Source organism: Dyadobacter sp. HNCC25DJ184 (genome assembly GCF_056895215.1).
In genome coordinates this window covers 233463-258022 of the sequence record NZ_JBXHAQ010000007.1, presented here as the reverse complement: position 1 = coordinate 258022, position 24560 = coordinate 233463, and the positions used below count along the sequence as shown (strand labels likewise).

Annotated in this window: 14 protein-coding genes; 6 read left to right on the top strand and 8 right to left on the bottom strand. The window is 43.6% G+C overall.

The window, feature by feature from the left end:
- Nucleotides 1-212 precede the first annotated feature (212 nt).
- The 6 genes from AC1XUD_RS13110 (at nt 213) to AC1XUD_RS13085 (ending at nt 8830) form a co-directional block, all read left to right on the top strand.
- Nucleotides 213-1481: an acyltransferase family protein gene (locus AC1XUD_RS13110; protein ID WP_483361461.1), complete on the top strand. Its 1269-nt coding sequence runs from the start codon at nt 213-215 to the stop codon at nt 1479-1481.
- Between the two features lie 90 nt (nt 1482-1571).
- Entirely contained in the window at nt 1572-2630 is a 1059-nt protein-coding gene (rlmN, locus tag AC1XUD_RS13105; RefSeq protein WP_483361460.1) for a dual-specificity RNA methyltransferase RlmN, read from the top strand.
- Between the two features lie 289 nt (nt 2631-2919).
- The gene (locus AC1XUD_RS13100; protein WP_483361459.1) at nt 2920-4341 is read left to right on the top strand and encodes an inorganic phosphate transporter; all 1422 of its coding nucleotides are present in this window, start codon (nt 2920-2922) and stop codon (nt 4339-4341) included.
- A 301-nt stretch (nt 4342-4642) separates the two neighbouring features.
- Complete coding sequence (gene nadA, locus AC1XUD_RS13095; protein ID WP_483361458.1) at nt 4643-5638, top strand: quinolinate synthase NadA; 996 nt, start codon at nt 4643-4645, stop codon at nt 5636-5638.
- 49 nt (nt 5639-5687) lie between these two features.
- Nucleotides 5688-7280, top strand: coding sequence for an L-aspartate oxidase (gene nadB, locus AC1XUD_RS13090; RefSeq protein WP_483361457.1), 1593 nt, complete (start codon nt 5688-5690; stop codon nt 7278-7280).
- A gap of 143 nt (nt 7281-7423) precedes the next feature.
- The gene (locus AC1XUD_RS13085) at nt 7424-8830 is read left to right on the top strand and encodes a carboxylesterase family protein (RefSeq protein ID WP_483361456.1); all 1407 of its coding nucleotides are present in this window, start codon (nt 7424-7426) and stop codon (nt 8828-8830) included.
- 55 nt (nt 8831-8885) lie between these two features.
- Here the strand turns inward: AC1XUD_RS13085 and AC1XUD_RS13080 are convergent, their stop codons facing one another.
- The 8 genes from AC1XUD_RS13080 to AC1XUD_RS13045 form a co-directional block, all read right to left on the bottom strand.
- Nucleotides 8886-9746, bottom strand: a complete 861-nt coding sequence (locus AC1XUD_RS13080) for an alpha/beta hydrolase (RefSeq protein WP_483361455.1) — start codon at nt 9744-9746, stop codon at nt 8886-8888.
- Nucleotides 9747-9953: 207 nt separating this feature from the next.
- Complete coding sequence (locus AC1XUD_RS13075; RefSeq protein ID WP_483361454.1) at nt 9954-11447, bottom strand: RagB/SusD family nutrient uptake outer membrane protein; 1494 nt, start codon at nt 11445-11447, stop codon at nt 9954-9956.
- 40 nt (nt 11448-11487) lie between these two features.
- Nucleotides 11488-14967 (bottom strand): SusC/RagA family TonB-linked outer membrane protein, encoded by a 3480-nt coding sequence (locus AC1XUD_RS13070; protein ID WP_483361453.1) that lies wholly within the window; start codon nt 14965-14967, stop codon nt 11488-11490.
- 19 nt (nt 14968-14986) lie between these two features.
- Complete coding sequence (locus AC1XUD_RS13065) at nt 14987-15979, bottom strand: FecR family protein (RefSeq protein WP_483361452.1); 993 nt, start codon at nt 15977-15979, stop codon at nt 14987-14989.
- A 30-nt stretch (nt 15980-16009) separates the two neighbouring features.
- Entirely contained in the window at nt 16010-16687 is a 678-nt protein-coding gene (locus AC1XUD_RS13060; protein WP_483361451.1) for an RNA polymerase sigma-70 factor, read from the bottom strand.
- A gap of 336 nt (nt 16688-17023) precedes the next feature.
- Complete coding sequence (purL, locus tag AC1XUD_RS13055; protein ID WP_483361450.1) at nt 17024-20686, bottom strand: phosphoribosylformylglycinamidine synthase; 3663 nt, start codon at nt 20684-20686, stop codon at nt 17024-17026.
- A 252-nt stretch (nt 20687-20938) separates the two neighbouring features.
- Nucleotides 20939-22099, bottom strand: coding sequence for a PepSY-associated TM helix domain-containing protein (locus tag AC1XUD_RS13050; RefSeq protein ID WP_483361449.1), 1161 nt, complete (start codon nt 22097-22099; stop codon nt 20939-20941).
- Between the two features lie 12 nt (nt 22100-22111).
- On the bottom strand, nt 22112-24463 hold the full coding sequence (locus AC1XUD_RS13045) for a TonB-dependent receptor (RefSeq protein ID WP_483361448.1): 2352 nt from the start codon (nt 24461-24463) through the stop codon (nt 22112-22114).
- Nucleotides 24464-24560: the final 97 nt, after the last annotated feature.

The following is a 24560-nucleotide window of genomic DNA, read 5'->3' as shown; positions in this document are numbered from 1 at the left end:
TTCGAAATCCACGTCCATTTTGACTTTGTCAGGATGGACGTTTTTTTTGTTCCGATTACATCGCGTCAAAGTGCTTTTTTGCGAGAATTAGCGTGAGAGTTTTGCCACAAATACCCAAAGTCTCGAATATATCTGGTAGCATTTTTAAGGTTAGATCTCTTGAGTAAATTTTCCACTATCTTCGAAAACTCAACGCTCATGCTCCTTATTACATGAAGAATCGATTGCTTTCTCTGGATGTCCTTCGCGGACTTACAATGATTTTGATGACTCTCGTCAATAATCCCGGCGACTGGGGGCATGTATATCCGCCATTTTTGCATGCTGAATGGCACGGCTGTACGTTAACTGATCTGGTTTTCCCGACTTTCCTTTTTATAGTCGGCGTAACAACCGTTCTTTCCTCTCCTGAACCCGGATTAGATATGGAGAAATTCAAAAGACTGCTGACTCGGTTTCTGAGGATATTATGTCTCGGACTTTATCTCTCCTTCTTTTCAAAAATTCATTTTTTGGATTGGGAAGGTGCCCCACTTCTATATGTCCGATTGTTTTTCAGTGTTTTGGCAGGATATGCGCTTTTCGGTAACTACGATAAAAAATTACAGCTGACGGTCGCAATCACCGTTTTCGCGCTGATGATGACGCTCGCTTTCGGAGGTTTTTCGGATTTCGAAACAGTTCGCATTCCCGGCGTATTGCAGCGAATCGCGGTTGTATATTTAGTGATATCGTTGTTGTATAATACAACTTCATTGACCACTCAATTATCAATCGGTATATTGTTATTAGTATTTTATTGGGCGCTTATGACTTTGGTTCCAGTTCCGGGCTTCGGGGCGGCCAATCTCGAAAAAGGAACCAACCTTGCTGCCTGGCTAGACAATTTATTATTACCAAACCATCTTTGGGTCACCTCCAAAACATGGGATCCAGAGGGAATATTGAGCACCGTGCCTGCAATTGTCACAGGAATTATCGGATTATGGACGGGTAGCATCTTAATCTCGCCAAAAACTCCGGAACAAAAGGCCAGGATATTGTTATTTACATCTTTTATTGGTATCCTTTTGGGATGGTTATTCAGCCTGATATTCCCTATCAATAAAGCACTCTGGACTAGTTCATATGTTTTGTTTGCCGGTGGCTGGGCCGTGCTTGCACTGGCGGTTTTGTATTTTGTGATTGATATAAAAGGCTGGAAAAAATTCACCGGGCCATTTGTTGCGTTTGGTGTAAATCCGATGATTGTATTTTTTCTGTCGGGCATTATTCCCAGAGCGTGGAATGTATTCAAAGTTACTGACCCGTCGCCTCAGCATGAGCTTGTAGGTGCGAAAGAATATTGGTACAAATTCATATTATCGCCGATCTTCGAAAGTCCATATAATAGTTCGCTCGCCGACGCTTTGGTATATCTTTTATTCTGGTATATCATCGTAAGTATATTATGGCGGCGCCGTATTATCATTAAAGTTTAGAGAGCTATGTATCTGCATATTAGCACTTAATCCATTTTTATTGGACGAGATTCCGTACCTTTGTCGGTTAAAAATCAAAAGGATCATCCCATGATCGGCGTAGCGGAAAAAACTGATATTAGAAAACTGAGCCTTGACCAGCTTAAAAACTGGATGACGGAACACGGAGAAAAAGGGTTCAGGGCAAAACAAATACATGAATGGCTTTGGAAGAAATCTGCATTGTCTTTCTCGGAGATGAGCAACCTTTCGCTCGCCACTCGAAAACTCATCGACGAAAACTTTGTAATTAAAGGACTTGAAGTATCTAAATTCCAAAAAAGCAACGATGGTACGGTCAAATCCGCGTTTCGTTTGTTTGATGGAAACTTGGTGGAAGGTGTGCTGATTCCAGCCACAGACCGGATGACGGCCTGCGTGAGTAGCCAGGTGGGTTGTTCATTGACCTGTAAATTCTGCGCAACAGGATATATGGATCGCAAACGAAATCTGGATGCGGCTGAGATATATGACCAGGTAGTAGCAATTGCACGTCAGGCTGATACACATTTTAAAGCGCCATTGACCAATATCGTATATATGGGTATGGGTGAGCCGCTTCTCAACTACGCAAGCGTGTTGGAGTCGATTGAAAAAATCACCTCTCCTGATGGCTTGAATATGTCACCGAAACGCATCACCGTTTCTACCGCAGGTATTGCAAAAATGATTAAAAAGCTGGGTGACGACGAGGTGAAATTCAGACTTGCATTATCGCTGCACGCGGCCAACGACGAGAAAAGAAACCAGATCATGCCTATCAACGAGAGCAACTCTCTCGACAATCTGGCAGAAGCATTAAATTATTTCTATAAGAAAACCGGAAACCGGATTACATTCGAATATATCGTTTTTAACAACTTCAACGATACTTTACAAGACGCCAAGGAACTTTGGGAGTTTTGTAAAAAAGTGCCTGCACGCGTCAATATCATCGAATATAATCCAATTGCTGAGGCTGATTTCAAGAATACAGACGCTGACCGACTGGACAAATTCGCTGCTTTCCTGGATAACAGAGGCGTTTCTGTTCACGTAAGAAGAAGCCGCGGAAAAGATATTGATGCGGCATGTGGACAGTTGGCAAATAAGGAAAAGGCGAATGCTTAATGTTAAATGACCCGTGTTCGCGGAGGACTAGTGAGCGAGTTATGGGACCACATTAACTAACTCACTTAGTCAACTACACATTCACTCATTAGAGGTCGTCCAAATTAACAATTTCTTAACATTGCAGCGGTAAAGTATCAGTAGCTTTGCCGGACGTTTTGACATATGCATCAGGATTCGCCTGATTTCCATAAATTTATGGCATAACATCATCACAAGGAAAGCCTGTTCACTACAAGTATTTCTTATATTTAGGTCCTTTGTAACACCATTTACTGTAAACTCTGGTATGTTTGGTCTTGAAACCGACATTTTCTTCCTCCTCGCTTTTAGTATACTTGCCGCCTGCGCATTTGAATTTGTAAACGGTTTTCACGACACTGCTAACGCTGTTGCGACTGTAATCTACACAAACTCCTTAAAGCCAAATATTGCTGTAATCTGGTCTGGTTTTATGAATTTCCTTGGGGTGCTTTTCGGTGGTATCGCCGTGGCCATGGGGATCGTAAACCTGCTTCCTGTCGAGCTCTTGATTGACCAAAATGTTTATCACAGCGTAGCGATGATATTCTCCCTGCTATTCAGCGCGATAATCTGGAACCTTGGAACCTGGTATTTTGGTCTGCCGAGCTCAAGTTCTCATACATTGATCGGTTCGATATTAGGTGTGGGGCTAGCATTTACGTTTATGCCTGAAAACTCTCAGGGGGTGGGCGTTAACTGGTCGAAGGCGCAGGAATTATTCATGTCCCTTCTGACATCACCTTTATTTGGTTTTGCACTCGCTATCATATTGATGTTCCTTTTGAGAAGGGCACTTTCTAAACCACTTCGCGATATCGTCTTTAGTGAGCCAAAGAAAAACCAACCACCTCCGATGTGGATCAGGGCAATATTAGTGACAACCTGTACGCTGGTAAGTTTTTTCCACGGATCGAACGACGGTCAGAAAGGGGTTGGTTTGGTGATGCTTATTCTGATCGGAATCGTGCCAGCTCATTTCGCGTTGGATAACACAGTCGATCCACTCAAAATGAAAGTTGAGCTGACGAGAATTGAACAAATCGTTTCGTCCATAGACACAACCCGCCTTTCGGCATCTGACAATGGACATCTGCATACGATGAAGACAGAATTTCTGTCATTGCAAAAACAGATTAACGCTCCTTTGAAAGATCATACTTTGCCAGAGAGTGAGAGAATGAACGCACGTCGTTCCTTGCTTTTGATCAGCCGGTATTCCAAATCTTTACTGGAAAATCCGGACGTTAATTTGAGCGGCAGCGATAAGGCCTTTTTGAAAGAACAGGTGAATGGAGAGAAAGGGATACGCCGATATACCGACTATGCACCAAACTGGGTTATTCTGATGATTTCTCTCTCACTCGGACTCGGAACGATGGTAGGTTGGAAACGGATTGTGGTGACGATTGGTGAAAAGATCGGAAAGCAACACCTTACCTATGCGCAGGGAGCTTCTGCTGAATTGGTTGCGGCCAGTACGATCGGAGTTTCGTCATATTTCGGATTGCCGGTTAGTACCACGCACGTCCTTTCTTCGGGTATTGCGGGCTCTATGGTTGCCAGCAAGGGTGTAAAAAACCTTCAGGCTGGAACGATTCGTAACATCGTGATCGCGTGGGTATTAACACTCCCCGTAACTATGATTTTATCTGGAACGCTTTACGCGTTTTTCAGATGGGTACTTTAATATATGCCGCGAAGGAACAGTGGTTGAACTTTAATAAAAAAATTCTTTCGCGTCTTTAAGTCTTCGTGACAACCAAGAAGAAATAGGAAAGGGAATTTAGTATATACATATCTTGTTAAAAAAGGAGCGAAACGATCGGATTAAACCGAAAATGTTTCGCTCCTTTTTGATTTTAGTATCTTTGAAACTTATTGATGGCGATAGTATATATGTCCGCGAAACGCGTTTTGTTTTTTGAAGGGCATTATCGTACTTCGGTATCATTTTTTAGAACATCCTATAAGCCACTTATTCACCATAAATGAGGACCATCGAAGAACAGGTAAACCGTTACGGGTATGTTACCGAAGCAATTGCAGGAGATATTGATCTCATCGCAGAAATCAACAGATTAAAAACTGAGAAGAATGCCGTAATACTTGCTCATTACTATGTCGATGGATCGATTCAGGACATTGCCGATTATATAGGCGATAGTTTGGGATTGTCTCAGGCAGCAGCAGCAACTGAGGCTGATATGATCGTTTTCTGCGGAGTTCACTTCATGGGAGAGACTGCAAAGATTTTGAGCCCGGAAAAGAAAGTGGTGATCCCAGACCTGAATGCAGGTTGTTCACTTGCTGATTCTGCACCGGCAGACAAATTCGCTGCTTTTAAAGCACAGCATCCTGACCATTTGGTGATTAGCTATATCAACTGTTCGGCGGAAATTAAGGCGCTGACCGATATCGTTTGTACTTCCTCGAACGCCCTTCAAATTGTCGAAAGTCTTCCGAAGGATCAGAAAATTATATTTGCTCCCGATGCCAACCTTGGAAGATATGTGGCACACAAAACGGGCAGGGATCTGGTTTTGTGGGACGGAGCCTGTATCGTTCATATTGATATTTCGAGAGAAAAACTGGCTCAGCTCCGTGCTGAAAATCCGGACGCATTGCTGATCGCTCACCCGGAATGTAAAGAAGATATCCTGCTTCAATCTGATTTTGTAAGCTCAACAACGGGTTTATTAAAGTTTGTAAAGGATTCTCCACACGAAAAATTCATCGTTGCGACTGAGGCTGGTATTCTCCACAAAATGAAAGAATCGGTTCCTCACAAGAAACTGATTCCGGCCCCGGGTTCTGATAACAATACCTGCGCATGCTCGGAATGCCCATATATGAAAATGAATACCCTCGAAAAAGTGTACAACGCACTTCTTTACGAACAACCTGAAATTTTTGTTCCGGAAGATATTCGTGTGAAAGCATATGCTTCTTTGGACAGAATGTTGCAACTTAGCAAAGGAATTTAAGTCACAATCCCAGGTAGTTGAGTGTCATTTTTTAGTACAACTGATTGATATGCCGCAATTTGATTTCCTTGTTATTGGCTCTGGTATAGGCGGGCTGAGTTATGCCACGAAATTAGCCAGACATTTTGAGAAGAATAAAGAAGAAGTTTCCATTGCGGTAATCACGAAGGTACAGGCAGACGAAACCAATACGAAATACGCGCAAGGCGGAATCGCCGCGGTATGGGCTGAATCAGATACTTTTGAGAAGCATATTAACGATACCATCGACGCCGGGGATGGTATCAATAAAAGCGAAATTGTTGAAATAGTCGTAACCGAAGCTCCCGAAAGGATTCAGGAACTGATTGACTATGGGACGCGATTTGACAAGGAGTCAGGTGGAGAATATGATCTGGCAAAAGAAGGCGGCCACTCGGATCACCGTATTTTACATTTCAAGGATATCACCGGTGCGGAAATCGAAAGGGCGCTTTTGGCTGAGGTGGGTCGCCATAAAAATATCCAGATCTTCACGCACTATTATGCGGTGGAGCTCATTACCCAACACCATTTGGGAGAAACCGTTTATCGATATCGGGAGGATATCAAATGTTTTGGTGCATATGTACTGAACCGTAAGACCAAAAAAGTAGAGAAATTTTTAGCTAAAACGACTTTGTTAGCAACCGGCGGAATTGGTAGTATATATCAAAGTACCACCAATCCAACCATCGCAACAGGCGACGGGATAGCGATGGCATATCGTGCGAAAGGGATTTGTGACAATATGGAGTTCATCCAGTTTCATCCTACCAGCCTTTATCAACCCGGCAAAAAACCTTCATTTTTGATTTCTGAAGCGGTTCGCGGTTTTGGCGGCATATTGAAGCATGCGGACGGAAGCACGTTCATGGAGCACTATGACGACCGCTTGTCGCTGGCTCCAAGAGATATAGTCGCAAGGGCGATTGACTCGGAAATGAAAAAGAACGGGGTTGATCATGTCTTTCTTGATGTACGCCATCTCGACCACGAGAAATTCCTGGAGCATTTCCCGAATATTACCAAATACTGTCACGATCTGGGAATCGATGTCAAAACCGATATGATTCCCGTAGTTCCTGCCCAGCATTATTTGTGTGGCGGTATCCGCGCTGATCAGTTCGGCAAGACCAATATTAATTTCCTATATGCAGTTGGCGAATGTGCCTGCACGGGGCTTCATGGTGCTAATAGGCTTGCTTCCAATTCCTTACTGGAAGCAGTAGTATTCGGGCATCGCGCCTTTGAAAGTTCTGTTTCTGATTATAAACATGCCGTTACACCTGATAATATTCCAGAATGGGACGATTCCGGCACCACTAATCCGGAAGAGAACGTATTAGTAACGGAAATGACCCGTGAGCTTAACAGTATTATGTCCAATTACGTCGGTATTGTTCGCACAGACAGACGTATGAAGCGTGCCTACGATCGTCTGGAGCTTTTGCATCAGGAACATGAAGAGCTATATAAAGAATCAAAAGTATCGGTTGCAATCTGCGAGCTTCGTAATATGATCAATGTATGCTATCTGGTGATTCGTATGGCTATGGCGCGTCGCGAGAATATCGGGCTTCATTATAACGCTGATCATGTTGCCAAGAATAGTCAGCCTTAACGACTTCAAAATGTCACGAGCCTGATTTACAATCGGTTCCATGCATATGCTCAATTTGCCATTGGTGTAATTTGAGCTTTTAGCTTTGATGATTTTACGAATTTGAACTAAAATCAAATGTCGTCTAATCCATATCAAGCTATATGAACAAGGACTTTTACTTTTACGGGAACTTATTCCTAGGACTTTCTATCGGCTGTGTTTTATTACTTAGTTTGGTTTTCCTGCAACTCGGTTATCAGGTTTATTCATTGCCGTCTTATGTCAACTGGTTTCTTGCCACTAATATTATTTCGATTATTACCAGTGTCTTTCTAATCAGATACTTTCAATATAAAGGGTTCAAACTCACCTTTTATCTAGCCGTCTTTTGCCTCGCAGCGTCCTGCTTCCTGATTTTTATTTGGTACAACAGACTTACATTTAACCGAGAATATGACGCTTATATCTCGCCTGCGTTGTTTGTGTTTTATATTATCAACACGCTTGGCGGTGCCAGTATCATATTGCCGCCACCGGGAAAACGCAAATGGCTTAAAGTTTACGGTATATGTGCCACGCTATTTGGGCTAATCATCTTGTCTTTCCTGATATTCAATCATTATTCCTCTAACAATGAGGTAAAAACCTCTATGCAAAGGGTAGGCGAATGGATTTCTGTCATTGGCGGGTTACTACCGATATTCCTTATTCTAAATTTCAAGGACGAAATCAACCAATTAAACTTTACTGATAAAACTCGGTTGGGAGACAAACTGTCCCAGAACTTCATAGGCTTCATCGCCGTGATTACATTGCTGGCCACCCTATTTGTTGGCATTCAATTGTTTGGAGAAAGCCTTAGCCATGGCAAGGTGTCTGCGCAAACCAAACTCCTGGCCCAAAAATTCGAAGCCAGAAGTTTTGTAGGAAGCAAAGGTGAATCACTTTCCTATCGTTTTCAGAAACCACTCAATTATGATCCGCAAGTTGCGTATCCGCTGGTCGTCGCGCTGCACGGGGGGGCTGGCTGGGGGAACGATAACATACGCCAGCTCGGCGGAATTGATCATATGGTAGCCGCCGACGAGACACGAAAGCAGCATCCGGCATTTTTATTCGTCCCTCAGATTCCTCCCGGAACGAGCTGGGGAGGTATATCAGGCCTTATACCAAAAGATTCACTTGTTTTCGAAGCGATTGCAGCTTTGGAAAAAGAATTTAAAATTGACTCAACAAGAATATATGTACTTGGGCATTCCTTAGGGGGATATGGCTCCTGGCATTTTGCGTCAACCAGACCAGAAATGTTTGCAGCGGCTATACCTTTTTCAGGAGAAGGAGATCCTAAACTTGCCAAAAATGCTGTTGATGTTCCCATTTGGGCATTTCATGGCGCATTGGATAAGAATGTCCCGGTAAGCGGATCGCGTGATATGATTGCTGCGATTAAAAAAGCGGGAGGCAATCCCCGTTACACCGAGTTTCCAAACGCTGGCCATGGCATTTGGGAGGAGGCTGAAAATACACCCGGACTGATGGACTGGCTTTTTGACCAGAAAAAACATTAGCCCCTCTCAGGCGTTGAGAAGGGCTATCGTCATTCTATTATTTCAGCAAACCTGATTAATACTGATGGAAAGTTTGAGAAACAAACTCTAATACTTCCGGCAGAGCCGTCCGCCAGTAAGTCCAGGTATGGCCTCCCTGACGGACACGGTATTCATGGGCTATTTCTTTTTTGCGCATTGCAATGTGAACCAGCGAGTTACCTTCATACAAGAAGTCATCATCTCCACAGTCAATATACCAGCGAACTGCTTTTTTCTGATCGTCGGGCATGTTCTCGATCAACGGCAATGCGCTGTGTCTCTGATAATATTTTAAAACGTCTTCATCTTTCAGATTCGGATTATCATTTGACAAACGCTTTTTGAGCTCATCTACATTCAGCGGTCCAACATATGCGCTTAAAGGACACGCCGATGAGAACAATTCCGGATGGTGCAAAGCATACATAAAGCTTCCTCCTCCACCCATTGAAAGCCCGGCGACAGCACGGAATCTTTTCTCAGACTTGATCCTATATTTCTTTTCAACATATGGCATGAGCTCTGTGAAAAAGAAATCTTCATAAGCAAAGTCTCCTTTGATATCATTGAAATAGCCGCGGCGGCCAGTATTGGCGTCAGGCATTACAATGATCATCGCGGTAGATTTCCCTTCCTGAATGGCCTTATCCGTAATATTCAATACTTCACCGAATTGTACCCAACCAGTCTGATCATCCCCGGCGCCATGTAGCAAATAAAGAACTGGATAGCTTCTGTCCGAGCTTTCATAACCCGGAGGCAGGTAAATGGCAAATTTCCGATCGCCTTTCAGCAGTTTGCTGGGCACTGTTAAATTGTCATAAACTTTACCCGTCTGAGCAAAAAGACCTGTGGTGATCAATACAAAAAGAATGGACAATATACCTGCTTTCATATGGGTTGGCGGTAAGATGAGTTTGAACGATTTGATATTACAAGATGGTATGCAACCAAATATACCTGTAAAGGCAGCCGATTTTACACGAAGTCGGACTGATATAGTGCTTCGGAAAAGTCCGTTCGAACAATTCATCGTCACCAACAGAAAAAGCCATCAGTCAAAATGACCAATGGCTTTCTGAATACCATATCTTTCTATCAATTAGTAACCAGTGTTCTGTTTCAGGTTTTTGTTATTGAGAACTTCGTCCGTAGGTATTGGGAAAAGCAATTCCCGAGTTGTTACAGTTGGTCCGTAGCTAAATTTATACCCGACGTAGTCATCAAATTTCTTGGTTGTCAGGTTGAAACCTTTACGAAGTCTCACCATATCAAACCAGGTGATGTTCTCGAAGCAAAGCTCGTACCAGCGCTCACGCCACACCGCTTCTCTGAATTCAGCTTGAGACAAACCTGCTAACTCCTTCAATTCAGCACGTTTTCTAACCGCATTCACCGCCTCATATGCTTTCGCAGTTGGTGCACCAGCTTCGTTGGAAGCCTCCGCATATATCAACAGAATGTCTGCATAACGGATCACGGGCCAGTTCAAGGTACTTGTCTGCGTTGTTGTCTGAGCTTCCACATCAAAAAGTTTCCACAAGAAATATCCACCCAGCTCAACCACCTGTGTTCTGTCCTTTTCATTTGTGTAGGAAGTGTAAAAGAACTGTTTTTCTTTGACACGCAAATCAGCAGGATCGTAGGACTTTACAAAATCGATGGTGGAATATATCCCGCCAGTTTCATCTGAATACGCAGAAATATTCTTATTGTAGGGAAGAATTCCTGTCTGCCAGCTACCGTTGGTAGTGATCGGAGCCAGACATTGCACCATAAAAATATTCTCTTCTATGTTTTTCTTCGCCGGATTGTGAAGATCGGCATAAGTAGTGAACAACTTAAATTGTTTGGAGTCAATCACTTCCTCAGCTTTCTTGGCAGCAAGATCGTAATATTCAGCACCCTTTTGAAGAGGGAATCCTGCCATAGTCAGGTATACTTTCGCAAGCAATGACTTCACTGCTCCTGTACTCACTTTCCCGGAAGCATCTACCCATGGCAAACCTGCAGCTTCTGCTGTTTTCAAGTCGGAAACGATCAGAGCATATACCTCTTCGGCTGTTGCGGCCGGTGGTCTCAGTTGTTCTGAGGTAAGACTCATCGGCTCTGTCACCAATGGAATATTCCCGAACATTTGCACGAGATTGAAATAGTAAAAAGCTCTGAGGAAATACGATTCGCCCAATAGTCGCTTTTTCTCATTTTCATCCATTACGATGGGTGGTATTTTCGCAATCGAAAGGTTGGCATTGGCAATCCCTTTGTAGTAAGACGCCCAGTAAGACCGGCCATAGCCATTGTCAGAAGTATTTCTGAGATCTTTGATATAATAACTATTCACCGCCTGGCCCAGATCGGTTGCGGCCAATCCGGTAGCGAACTCCGTCATATACCATGTTGCTCCACCAAAACCTGTTCCTAATGGGTCGCGTAAACTAGCATATGTTGAGTTCACAGAGTTGCGGGCCTGTGAAGGTTTTGTGAAATAGTTTTCCACCGTAAAATTACTGGGATCGCTTTCCTCCAAAAAATCGGAGCATCCCGTCAGCCACAACCCACCGGCTATTAAGGCTACTAAGCTATATTTTGACATCTTGTCCATAGTTTCTTCTTCAAAAAAGTGTCAGTAAAAATTAGAGTCCAATGTTAAGACCTACCATAAACACCCTAGGTTTTGGGTAATCATATAATCCAAACCCTTGATCGAACGGAGAGCCAGAGTTGGAAACTTCGGGATCGTAGCCAGAGTACTTGGTTTTTACAAAGAAGTTCTGAACTGAGCCATAAACTCTCAGACGATCCAGTTTCATTTTTGAAACAATCGCTGCCGGGAATGTATAGGCAAGTAGCAAATTTCGCCCTCTGATAAAAGAACCATCTGTTACTTTGTGGCTATCGTTGAATGTATCATAATAAGCGTTAATCGGACGAACCTGGGCAATTGGCGAATTTTGGTTTGTTTCTGTCCAGGCGTTCAGAACGGTTTTATAACTATTGGCAATGCCTTGTCTGTCTTCAGCCGAATGGATACTTCTGTCCAAAACGTCATTTCCGTACATAAACTGCAGATCAACTGTCAAAGAAAGACCTTTGTAGGTGACAGTATTCAATAAAGTACCAAAGCCATCTGGTATCCCTTTTCCAATAATAGTACGATCGTTGTCATTCATGACACCATCACCATTCAAATCCAGAAATTTGATATCACCAGGCAATCTTCCATATTTTTTTGCCTGCTCGGCCTCAGCTGTCGACCAGGTTCCAAGATTCTCTCTTCCAAAAAACGACCCAACTGGTTGGCCGACTCTAATCACAGTATTTCCTGAAAAAATATCGCTACCACCTGTTAGTGCCAATACTTTATTCTTATTTGTTGAAATATTGAAAGTAGTACTCCATGAGAAGTTTTCGGTTTTAACATTCGTCGAGTTCACTGCAAATTCAAAACCTTTGTTTTCCATGCTACCGATGTTGGTGTAGATCGTGCTATATCCACTGCTCAGCGGTAATGGAGCATCCAAAAGCATTTGATTTACTTTGCGGCGATAAAGATCCAGTTCAAAACTCAACCTGTTGTTGAAAAGGCCCACTTCAAGACCAAAATCGATCTGGTGTGTTTTTTCCCATTGCAAATCAGAATTTGGCATACGACCAACTCCGATCCCCGGGTTGTTAGCACCTCCGAATATTACGCTGTAATTCGCCATACCTGCCAAAGCGCGATATGCAGGAATTTCTGAGTTACCCGTGGCGCCATAGCTCGCTCTCACTTTCAGATTGGAGATGGACGGTACATTTTTCAGGAACTCCTCTTCCGACACTCTCCACGCCAAAGCTGCTGACGGGAAAAATGCGTAACGGTTAGATTCACCAAATTTCGAAGAACCATCGACCCGGCCCGTGAAAGTGACCAGATACTTATCCATCAAGCCATAGTTCAACCTCGCAAAATAGGAGTTAAGACCATAAGCCGACGCAGTGGAAGTGGGGTTGATAGCTGTTGCTCCCGCTCCAAGGTTGTTGTATTCAAAATAAGTGTCTGTATAGCCCGAGTTTTGTGCAACTGATCCAAATTGATCCACGTGCTGCCAGGACAAACCTGCCATCGCGTTAATGGAGTGGATTTTGGCAAATTGTTTGTAATACGTCAGGTAATTTTCGAATTGCCATGAATTGAACCTGTTGTTGGTAATTGATGCATTACCAGTACCAGAAATGTATTGCAGTCCGGCAGCAGCGAAGTAATCTCTGCGCTGGTTAATAACATTAGTTCCCACAGTTGATTTCAATTCTAAACCTTCTGCAAGGCGGATCGTTGCATATATGTTGCCCAGCATGGTTTGCGTCCGGATATACGATAGCCTTTCATTGACAACCCGGATCGGATTGTCTCCGCCCTCCATTCCAGGGTAATCTCTGTTACTTGCCCATGAGCCATCAGGATATTTAACCGGAATAATAGGAAGCTCTTCCAAAACCTGGCGCATAGCAGTGATACCGCCGCCTCCAAGCTCGTCTATTTGTTTTTCATTCTGGTCGGTATAGCCTAAACTTCCTCCCACTTTAAGCCAGCTTTTGATTTGACTATCAAATACAAAACGACCTGCAAACCTTTTTTGCCAAGATTCCTGAACAATCCCGTTTTCGTTACGATAGTTTAAAAATGCTCCATAGCTTCCTTTTTCATTTCCGCCTGTTAAACCTAATTGATGGTTTTGCTGAAATGCTTTTCTGAAAGTTTCCTTTTGCCAGTTGGTATCATATAACGGATTGCCACTTGAATCGAACAGCAATGGATTGGTCCGTTTCAATTTAGGATCGGTATATTTGGTTCCGGTAGCCCATCCCACGGGATCATACTTTTTAGCATTAGCATAAAGCTGATCTTCAACAGCCAAAAATTCCTTAGAATTTAGAACCGGCAATGTTTTAGGAGCATATCCCACTCCAAGATCTACATCATATGTGACTCTGCCTCCACCGGAAGTTCCGCGTTTTGTACTCACCAAAATTACGCCATTTGCTCCCCTGGCACCATATATTGCCGTAGAAGAAGCGTCTTTGAGTACTTCAATTGAGGCGATGTCATTTGGATTAAGATAATCAATCGGTGTACTTCCGTTCTGGAGATCCACTGCGTTCAAAATGACTCCATCGATAACATATAACGGGTTATTCGATACGCTTATAGAGCTGGCTCCACGTATCCGGATATTGGCCCGGCCACCCGGTCTCCCTGAGTTGGATGATACGTTCACCCCCGTAATACGGCCCGAAAGACCCTGGTTAAGGGAAGAAGCAGGGCGCTCCTGCAATACATCCCCTTTAACGGTTCCGACTGCACCTGTTAAATCAGATTTTCTTACGGTACCATAACCAACTACCACCACTTCAGCCAGGGCATTGGTTTCAGGCGTAAGGCTCACCGCAACTTCGCTCTGGTTTCCCAGAACCACTTCCTTGCTGACATAACCCACGAAACTGAATATCAGAACTGCTTGCCCAACGACAGCCTCCGGAATTTCCATCGCAAAATCGCCATTAGCGTCTGTCGATGCACCGCGTTGCGTACCTTTCAGTACAACACTTACTCCTGGCAATCCTGCTCCTGACTCATCGCTGACCTTTCCTTTAACACTTTTATCCACCGCCATTACTGATGTAATAGTGGGTAAAGCTGTGGAACCGATCGCTTCCATGGGAATTGGCGTGCGGTCCTGTGCCGGTGCTTGCGAGTTCGAAGGATTTATTGATTTGGATTTTTGTTCTACGATAATATATGTCTGTCCATTTCTAGTTTTTTTATATTTCAAGCCATTCGTTTTCAGTATATTATCCAGGTTTTTTTCAACAGAGAGATTAAAATCCAGAGAAGCTGTTGAGACTTCAAGCGGATTGACCTGCCTATCTTCAAAAATAATCTCGACTGCATAGTGGCGTTGCAGGCTTAAAAGTGCATTTTTTAGCTTCATTTCCTGCTTGCCGGAGGCATATTTCTGTGAAGCGGGAAACGTTGCCATAGCGATAGATTGCGACATGACGGCAGGCGACGATTGCACGAGCAACGCAATCCCGATTCCTGTCCACTTCCATGGAATGAGTTTTAGATACATAAACTTGGGATTAGGTGAGTTAGTAATTAGATAAGTAAACAGAGTCTTTCGACAGGAACTGCGTTTTTAAATCCAGGACGTCTGATAGTGTCGTTAGAAGTTCATCGACGTTTTCTGTGTGAAAATTTCCTGTAATTCTTCGATTCAGAATTTCAGAATCTGCTTTGATTTTAATGCCGAAATTCTCACGAATAATCGCAGCGATGTCAGCGACCGAGGTTCCGTTAAAAGCATATCTTTTGGTTTTCCACAGCGCGAAGTTTTGAGGGTTGGCCTGTTTTCCGACTCGAACGACCCCGGATTTGTCTAGTGTAGCCAGGTCGCCTGGCTTCATCAATACGTTATGATCCGTTTCATTCAGCTGATAATCTATTCGAACACTACCGGATTTCAGAGCGACGCTGGTACCCCGTGGTCGGGCAAAAACGGAAAATTTAGTACCCAAGACCTCTACCTTAAAGCTGTCCGAGGTTTTGACTATAAACCGCTTGTCATCAACTGTGTGACTTACTGAAAATTCCGCTTCTCCTTCCAAAAGCACTTGTCGGGTATCTCCCCAGAAACCGATGCGAGGCACTTTTAAAATTGAATTGGAATTCAGTGCGACGCGGCTGCCGTCTTCGAGATAAACGTTTGTTGTTTGTCCATAGGCCGTTCTGTAAAACTTGTATATAATCGGTTCTTGAAATCGCCAGCCTATTCCTACTACAAAAAGAACCGAAGCTGCTGCTAAAAAAAATTTGAGTGGGTTAATCCGCTTTGAGTTTTCTTTTTCAAGGACTTCTGTGTCCAATTCAGCGGTATCAGCACCCAAATCGATGCGCTTCAAAAGTGTTTGTACAGCCGCTTCCTGATTCGGAGTAAATTGCGGATACTGGATCTCCCATTCCATAACCCACTCGTAGAATGCCTCAGCGTTCCCGGGTTCTTTGAGCCAATCCTCGATCGCCCGTCGCTCTAATGGGTTAGACCTCCCCGACAGATATTCAAAGAGTGTATATTTTGATATCATAATGTTCGTTTCTTTGGGTGATTGGGAGTGTCAGATAGATTGCTGAGCGATAAAAAGAAGGATTACCGCCTGAGACGAAAGCCATTCCTTGTTCAAAGCCAGTCTGAGAAACTTCAGCGCCTTGGAAACATGCACTTCCACGGTTTTTGGGGAAATCATGAGCTCCTCTGCTATTTCATTGTATTTCTTATTTTCAAAACGGCTCATCAAAAACACTCGCTGACATTGCGCAGGCAACTGGGCGATCGTTTCATTTACTTTTCTAATCAGATTGTTATAATGGATTTCAGCATCCGGCTGCTGATTCGAGCTCGATAAATCGCTTTCCTGCGTATTGTCCAACGAGTCGGTACGATTAAATTCGCGCCGCATATAAGTATAGCATTCGTTTCTTACCGCGCGAAAAAGATAGCTCGTGTAGGACGAGTTAATATTCTGATATGCCTTTGTGCGATACAACTGAAAGAATACCTCGCTTACCAAATCTTCGGCGATCTGCCGTGAATACACAAAGCGAACCGCATGGCTGCACAACGGATTATAGAATCGCCGAAAAAGCAATTCGAGCCCCTTTGAAGGACATTCTTCGAATGCTGCCTTGATGAAAAAGTTGGCGTCAGTCTGCTTTGAGATAATCGACTCCTTTTGAGTTGTTGGCAAAAAAGGACTCGAAATCTTTTTTTCCTGGCTTGGTAGCACTTGTGTCATAAGTAGGCGAGTTTGTAATAATTGGAAGACTTAATTGTACAGAATTCCCCTTATTCTAAAATTAAAAAAAATAAAACTTATTTTAATTCAAATTATTAACGGGGTCCTGAAAAAGGAATGGGAGAAGAGATGTGGGTGACGGTGACAGACGAGTCAGCCGGATTCGGCACTCTTTAACAACAAGAGGAAGCGAAAGTCGACAAATATTATACTCGGAAGAACCGAAAATAATATATATAATATGTACCTGAGTATTCCGTGCTACTTTCAGCCAAAAACAAAAAAATCCTGCCGAAATGCATCAGCAGGATTTTCTGTTTAACCTTTTAGAAAAGATTATTTTTTATTTTCTAACCAAAGGCGGGCGTTTACAAAAGCCTCCATCCATGGAGAAACCTCGTCCTGGCGTCCGGCAGGGTAGTTGGCCCAGTGCCACTGGAACAATGAACGTTCGATATGCGGCATCATGACCAGGTGACGGCCGGTATTATCGCACATCATCGCCGTATTATATTCCGAACCGTTCGGGTTGGCTGGATAGCTTTCGTAACCATATTTTGCTACGATTTGATATTGATCCTCTGAATATGGCAATTTAAATTTACCCTCTCCGTGAGATATCCACACTCCCAATGTTGATCCTGCCAACGTGGAAAGCATCACGGAATTATTTTCCTGAATTTTCAGTGAAGTAAATCCGCTTTCATGTTTATGGCTTTCGTTGTGCAGCATTTTTGGTTTCTCTTCGTGATTAGGATTGATCAGCCCGAGTTCTACAAACAACTGGCAACCATTGCATATACCCACCGAAAGGGTATCTTCTCTCTTAAAGAAATTTTCGAGTGCAGCCTTTGCTTTTTCGTTGTACAAAAACGCTCCGGCCCATCCTTTTGCAGAGCCAAGTACGTCAGAGTTAGAGAATCCACCAACAGCACCAATGAACTTAATATCCTCTAAAGTTTCACGACCTGAAATCAAGTCGGTCATATGGACGTCTTTCACGTCGAAACCGGCCAGGTACATCGCATTAGCCAATTCACGTTCAGAGTTACTTCCTTTCTCGCGGATTACAGCTGCTTTTGGACGAGGTCTCGAAGTATCTGTCTTCGGCAATTTCCCGTCAAATTGAGTAGGGAATTGATACTGAAGAACGTGATTTTTATAATTATCAAAACGCTCCTTCGCCTTATTGCCAGCGCTTTGCTTGCGATCCAGCAAATAAGATGTTTTGAACCAGGTATCTCTCAATTGATCGATATCAAAACTCCACGCATCTCCTGCTTTTTTAACTTGCAAGGTTGCGATTTCGGTAACATTACCAATCTTGTGGAAGGTGATATTGTTCTGAGCTAATAATGCTTCTGCAGCAGCGTCGGCCTGGAATACGATCCCGATATTTTCTGCAAAAAGCGTCTCAATGATATCCTGACCTCCCAAAGCTGAAAGATCAATTTCTGCACCCAGGTTTCGGTCTGCAAAACAAAGTTCAAGCAAAGTGGTGATCAAGCCACCGCTGCCGATGTCGTGACCAGCCTGAATATGCCCGCCCTTAATTAGCGACTGGATGGTATTAAATGTTTTTATGAAACTTTCGGCACTCAGTACATCGGGAGCTTCAGAACCGATCTTGTTTAATATCTGCGCGAAGGACGAACCACCTAATTTGTAGATGTCCTGGGAAAGATTGATATAGTATATCGCCCCGCCGTCTTTTTGCAAAACCGGCTCAACGACGTTGCGGATGTCATCACAATGGCCTGCTGCAGAGATAATTACCGTTCCAGGAGCGATTACTTCATCGTTTTTATATTTCTGCTTCATCGAAAGCGAATCCTTTCCCGTCGGGATATTGATTCCCAGACTGATCGCAAATTCGGAGCAAGCTTTCACTGCTTTATATAGTCGCGCGTCTTCACCAGCATTCTTGCAAGCCCACATCCAGTTTGCTGAAAGTGATACACTTGTCAATCCGTCTTTCAAAGGGGCCCAAACAATATTGGATAATGACTCTGCGATGGCATTTCTGCTACCAGCAGCCGGGTCGATCAAGGCCGTCAATGGTGAGTGACCAACCGAAGTTGCGATTCCATCTTTCCCCTGAAAATCAAGCGCCATTACACCGACGTTGTTTAACGGTAATTGCAATGGTCCAGCGCACTGCTGCTTGGCCACACGACCGCCCACACAACGATCCACTTTGTTTGTCAGCCAGTCTTTGCTCGCAACCGCTTCGAGTTGCAAAACCTGTTCGAGGTAAGTATTTATTTTTGTTATATCATATGAAACGGCTTCGTATTTCCGGTCAACAGTGTTGTCTTGCATCACCATTTTAGGCGAGCTGCCGAACATATCGTCCAGTTTCAGATCCATTGGCTTCAGGCCGGTCGAAGCAGACTCAAAGGTAAAACGATGATCATTAGTAACATTTCCAACGGTATACATCGGCGCACGTTCCCGGTCGGCGATGCGCTGCAAAGTGGCAATATGCTCTTTGCTGATGACCAATCCCATTCTTTCCTGCGACTCGTTACCGATAATTTCCTTGGCTGAAAGGGTAGGGTCACCAACCGGCAATTTATCGAGATTGATATTTCCGCCGGTTTCTTCCACTAATTCAGACAGACAGTTCAAGTGTCCACCCGCCCCATGGTCGTGGATAGAAACGATGGAATTTTCACCACTTTCTACCATTCCCCGCACCGCATTGGCAACACGCTTCTGCATTTCCGGATTGGAACGTTGAACCGCATTTAGTTCAATACCGGAACCAAACTGGCCGGTGTCTGCAGATGATACTGCTGCGCCACCCATTCCGATCCGGTAGTTTTCACCACCTAAAACGACAATTTTATCTCCTTCGGAAGGCTTTGCTTTTTTGGCCTGGTCGGCAACGCCATATCCGATACCTCCCGCTTGCATGATCACTTTATCATATCCGATTTTGCGATTGCCTTCCTCATGTTCGAACGTCAAAACCGAACCAACGATTAATGGCTGACCAAATTTGTTTCCAAAATCAGATGCGCCATTTGACGCTTTGATAAGAATATCCATCGGAGTCTGATACAGCCATTGCCTTTCGGCTACGCCATTTTCCCAAGTCCGGTTTTCTTCCAAACGGGAATATGCAGTCATATATACTGCAGTTCCAGCCAACGGCAAAGAGCCTTGTCCGCCCGCCAGTCTGTCTCGTATTTCTCCTCCCGAACCTGTTGCGGCACCGTTAAAAGGCTCCACGGTAGTAGGGAAGTTATGTGTCTCAGCCTTCAAAGAAAGTACTGATTCAAAGTCTTTTATCTCGTAGAATTCAGGAACATCCGGTCTTTTTGGAGCAAACTGCTGCACAGTAGGTCCTTTTACAAAAGCCACATTGTCCTTATATGCCGAAACGATACCGTTAGGATTTTTCTCCGAAGTCTGACGGATCATTTTAAACAGCGAAATCGGCTGCTCGTCGCCATCAATGACAAATGTGCCGTTGAAAATTTTATGACGACAGTGTTCCGAATTCACCTGGGAAAACCCGAATACCTCTGAATCTGTTAACTTACGCCCTAATTTGATGGCCAGATTTTCGAGATACTCAACCTCTTCATCGCTCAATGAAAGACCTTCCTGCTTGTTATATGCTGCAATATCCTCAATATCAAGAATTGCTTCAGGTTTTATATTAATCGTGTATAATTCCTGATTAAGTTCCGTATATTTTTGAGATAACATCGGATCGAAAGCTGTAAAATCTTCCGCTACCTTCGTGAATGTCTCAATTCTAATAACCCCCTGAATATCCATGTTTTGCGTTATCTCTACCGCATTGGTACTCCAGGGCGTGATCATGGCAGCACGTGGGCCAACAAAAAAATCGGTGATAACCGATTCATTTTTCAATTGGGCCCCGCCAAATAACCAGCTAAGTTTTGAAATATCCGTGTTCGTGAGGTTTTGCTCGGTTTGTAAAGCAAAAACATTCTGGAGTTGATCTTCGAAGAAATAAATCATGATATCTAATTATGCCGCAAAGATAATCAAAAACAATTTCTTGCCCGACCCTAAGTTAAAAAATGAGTGAGGGATTGAGAAGATCAATGTTCAATGAGTGAATGGAGAATGAGGGAATACGTGGATAATGGCAAAGTTGGTGTGAGAACAATGGGCAAATTGAGGGTTTATAGAAGATATCCCAAAACTAAAATTTATCAATTCCCTCTCCTCCCTTTCCTCCCTTCGTCCCTTTTTCCTCATTTAAACAAATCATCCCACAAGTACCGCTTTCGACTTAGGCTTTTTTTGTTTGGATTTTTTGCCCCACCAAATATAAAAGCCGGTCACTGGCAAACTTGCGCATACCAAAGCCGCCAGAAATGAGAGCACCTTCCCGAAAAAGCCCATATAAGCACCAGTATGCAGGTCGAAATTGAGCTGATATACTTTGTCGCCGTTATTCAGGTCCTCGAAAGAAGTTTCTTTTAACAATTTCCCGGAATAGCGATCAAAGCTCGCGACGTTGCGGTCATATCTGTTCCAATCTTTGAGATAGGTAAGAATATTAATCGTCGCGTCAGGTTTTGCAGCCAATAGAACCAAATAGGAAACAGCGTCAGGTTTATGGTTAACTGCCTTAAAATAAGCAATATCCAGAGCTGACTCGCCTTTTAATGCAGTATCCGATTTCATAGGCTTTGTCTTTTCGATGCTTTCTCCATTGGCTAGAAAGCGCATGGAGTCTTCGGCCCATTCAAATACCCAAATGAGACCGGTAAGCGCGGTCAGGAACAAAATCAGAAAGGCATAAAAGCCTAGCACTTTGTGCAAATCATAATTGAGACGCTTGCGTTTGGCGTTCCACTTCAATTTAAAATTGTCACGGACATTGATTTTCTTTTTCGACTTTGGAAACCATAAAACGAGTCCGGAAATCAATATCAGCACAAATGCCAGAACGGAATATCCGACAACATAGTGGCCTATTTCTTCACCGAACAACATGCGCATATGCAGGCTTAGCGCCAGTTGAAAAAACTCATTTTTGGTATCCTCTACCTTGATAATTGTCCCGGAATATGGATTAACATACACCCGGTAATAATATTCAAAGTAATCCCAATGCGTCAACCCTTCCGGATTTGTCTTTTGGGAACGAAAAGCCAGGGAACGATCTGGCGCATTTGGTACCTCGATACGCGTAATCACTTTGTCTTCTCCGAGTGTTTTTTGTGCAATCGCAAGAAGCTGACTGACTGGTAGTTTGGGTTTATTTTCAGGAACTACAAAAAGTCTGTCGTGGTATACTATCGGCTTGAGTTCATCGACAAAAACATATGCGCAACCCGACACCGCGATCAAAAACACAACAAGCCCGGACGCAAGTCCGAGCCAAAGGTGTAAAAAACCGATAATTTTCCTTACCGTCATTTCATTCCGTTGTTAGAAGCTATACCCAACTGTCAAATTAAATCTCCGTCCGTTCCCCCGTGTGTAGTTGATATCCGTTCCGTAAAATTGGGAGATGGAAGGGTAATACGCGGTGTTCAATAAATTTTCAATTCCCAAATTAGCCCTCAGACTTCGGGTAATTTTGTAACCCAGGGAAAGATTGAAAAGATTATAAGTTTTGATAGGTCCTTCCCCAATCGGATAAACACCTTTCTCATTTGGTTCGAAACGATCCCTGTTTCCAACATATATCCAGTTCAGATCCGCATTGAATTTTTTATGATTGTAGCGCGCATAGGCGGTGATCTTAACCGGCGTAATCCTGTTGGAATTCAAGTACTTATCAGTTGGGCCGTTGAAGCTTCCGTCTCCGTCCTTATCCCCTTTGCCTTCCACGAACGCATAGTTTCCACCCAGTAAAAGGTCATTGTATATTTTGTAGTCAACCTGTACTTCATACCCCCAAACACGCTCAGGGAGCCGCTCAGCGGTGTATTTCCCATCCACCAGTAACAGATTAGACCCTAATTTGGAAGTACTGTAATAATATGCTGCCGTCAAACTCAATTTACCCAACTCACTGCTGAATCCGCCCTCGTAATTGTTCACGATAATCGGCTCGGTTTCAAGTGCAGAAACGGTACTTTGTGTTGCTGCGCGCAAAATTCTTCCCAAATCAAAAATGGAGAATGACTGCGAGTAGCTTACGAATGGATTGAAGATTTTATATTTCGAATAACGCAGCCCGGCGTTGAAAACGAGCGCATTATAATTTAGTTTTCCACCGGTTACGGGAATGCTTCCCTTCCCATCCGGGCCGGTTGCAAGCGTATTGTAGTCAGCAATATCCATTTTGATATTCTCTGCACGAACACCTGTTTTCAGGTTAAAATAAGTAAACCATTGGGTTGTCAACTGAGCGTAAGGAGCCAGGTTGTTCATATTAATTGGTGGCACCCACACCCTACCGTCTACCAGATTTTGTTCGGTTTGGTCGTTTAATATATCAACGCCGTAAGTCACATCGCCAGACAACTTGCTGGAAACCGTAAAAGGCGTATTCAAATTGATCCGGAAACCTTTTTTCTTCGAAATAATGGCCGACTGGCCGCTTCCGTAAAAGGATTCCGAATTAGAATATACCGTCCAGAAATCCTGAAGGTATATGTTTGCCGTCAGGCTGGTTTTGCCGAAAATGGCCTTGTTTGTATACTGAAGGTTGGCGTTATGATTGTAGCGTGTTCCTTCGTCGATTCCTTTTCTTTTGCCCCAAACCCCAATAGCAGGCGAAACGCCATATACTCCAGCCTTGGAGACATATGCCGAATGCTGGTTGGAACTATAATAGTTATACATCAGCTCAACGCGCTGCTTATCGGTGAAGTTATATCCAACTTTCGCGAAACCGTTGTATATCTTCGTTTCACCTAACCCATAATCAGGAGAAATTACCTCGCCTTCTGCATCTCGATAAACACCTGTTTTTTCATACATCCCGCTAACGATATAGTCGAATTTCTGAATCCTTCCATACAGCTGTTGTGAAATTCTGAAACCCAGTGTACTATCGCCTTTCGTATTTCCGTTAAAACCCACCTGGCTATATCCACCTATTTTCTTGTCCGTTTTTGGTGTTTTGGTAATATAGTTCATCAAGCCGCCGTCAGCACCGTTTCCGTAGATTGCCGTCGCACCTTTGATAACCTCCACACGCTCAATCACCGAAGGGTCGATCGACCGGATATCCCTTCCTCCAGCCCGCAACGGCGTTGACTGCGGAATTCCGTCGATCAGAACGAGCAAGTTTCTTCCTCTCAACGTTTGACCTGAATTTCCTGTCTGGTTGGTCGATGCACCCAGGCCGGGCACTGAGAATGCAAGTATATTGGCGATATTCGGACTGATGGTTGACAAGGCGTTGATTTCTTTTGCTCCGACAACCGTTACCGATGAGGGCGTTTCAGCAAGCGATTCGACCCTCCGGCCGGCCGATACAATCACTTCATCCAATTGAGAAGTACTTTCATTCAGTTCAAAATTCACACTTTTTGAGTGTCCGGAAGTGACATTAACAATCTGTTGTTGAAGGGTATATCCAATGAAGGTTGCTTTCAAAGCCACCTTTCCTTCGGCAATCCCTTCCAAATGAAATATACCTTCGGCATTGGCTGTGGTTCCGATATTTGACCCAACGACAATAATTGAGGCAAACGGGATAGGCTGCTGATTTTTATCCAAAACCCTTCCGGTAATTCGTCCGGTGCTATTATTTTGGGCCTGTACATTTGGGAAACCCGTGACCAGTAATAGGACTAAAATGGCGTAGAGTAAGCGTATTTTCATGAAGGCTTTAGAGATAAATTTCGCCAAAAGTAAGCTTATTTATAACTAGTACAAATAAAATCAGAAAATATCTTTTGTTCCCAATAGTACTATAACA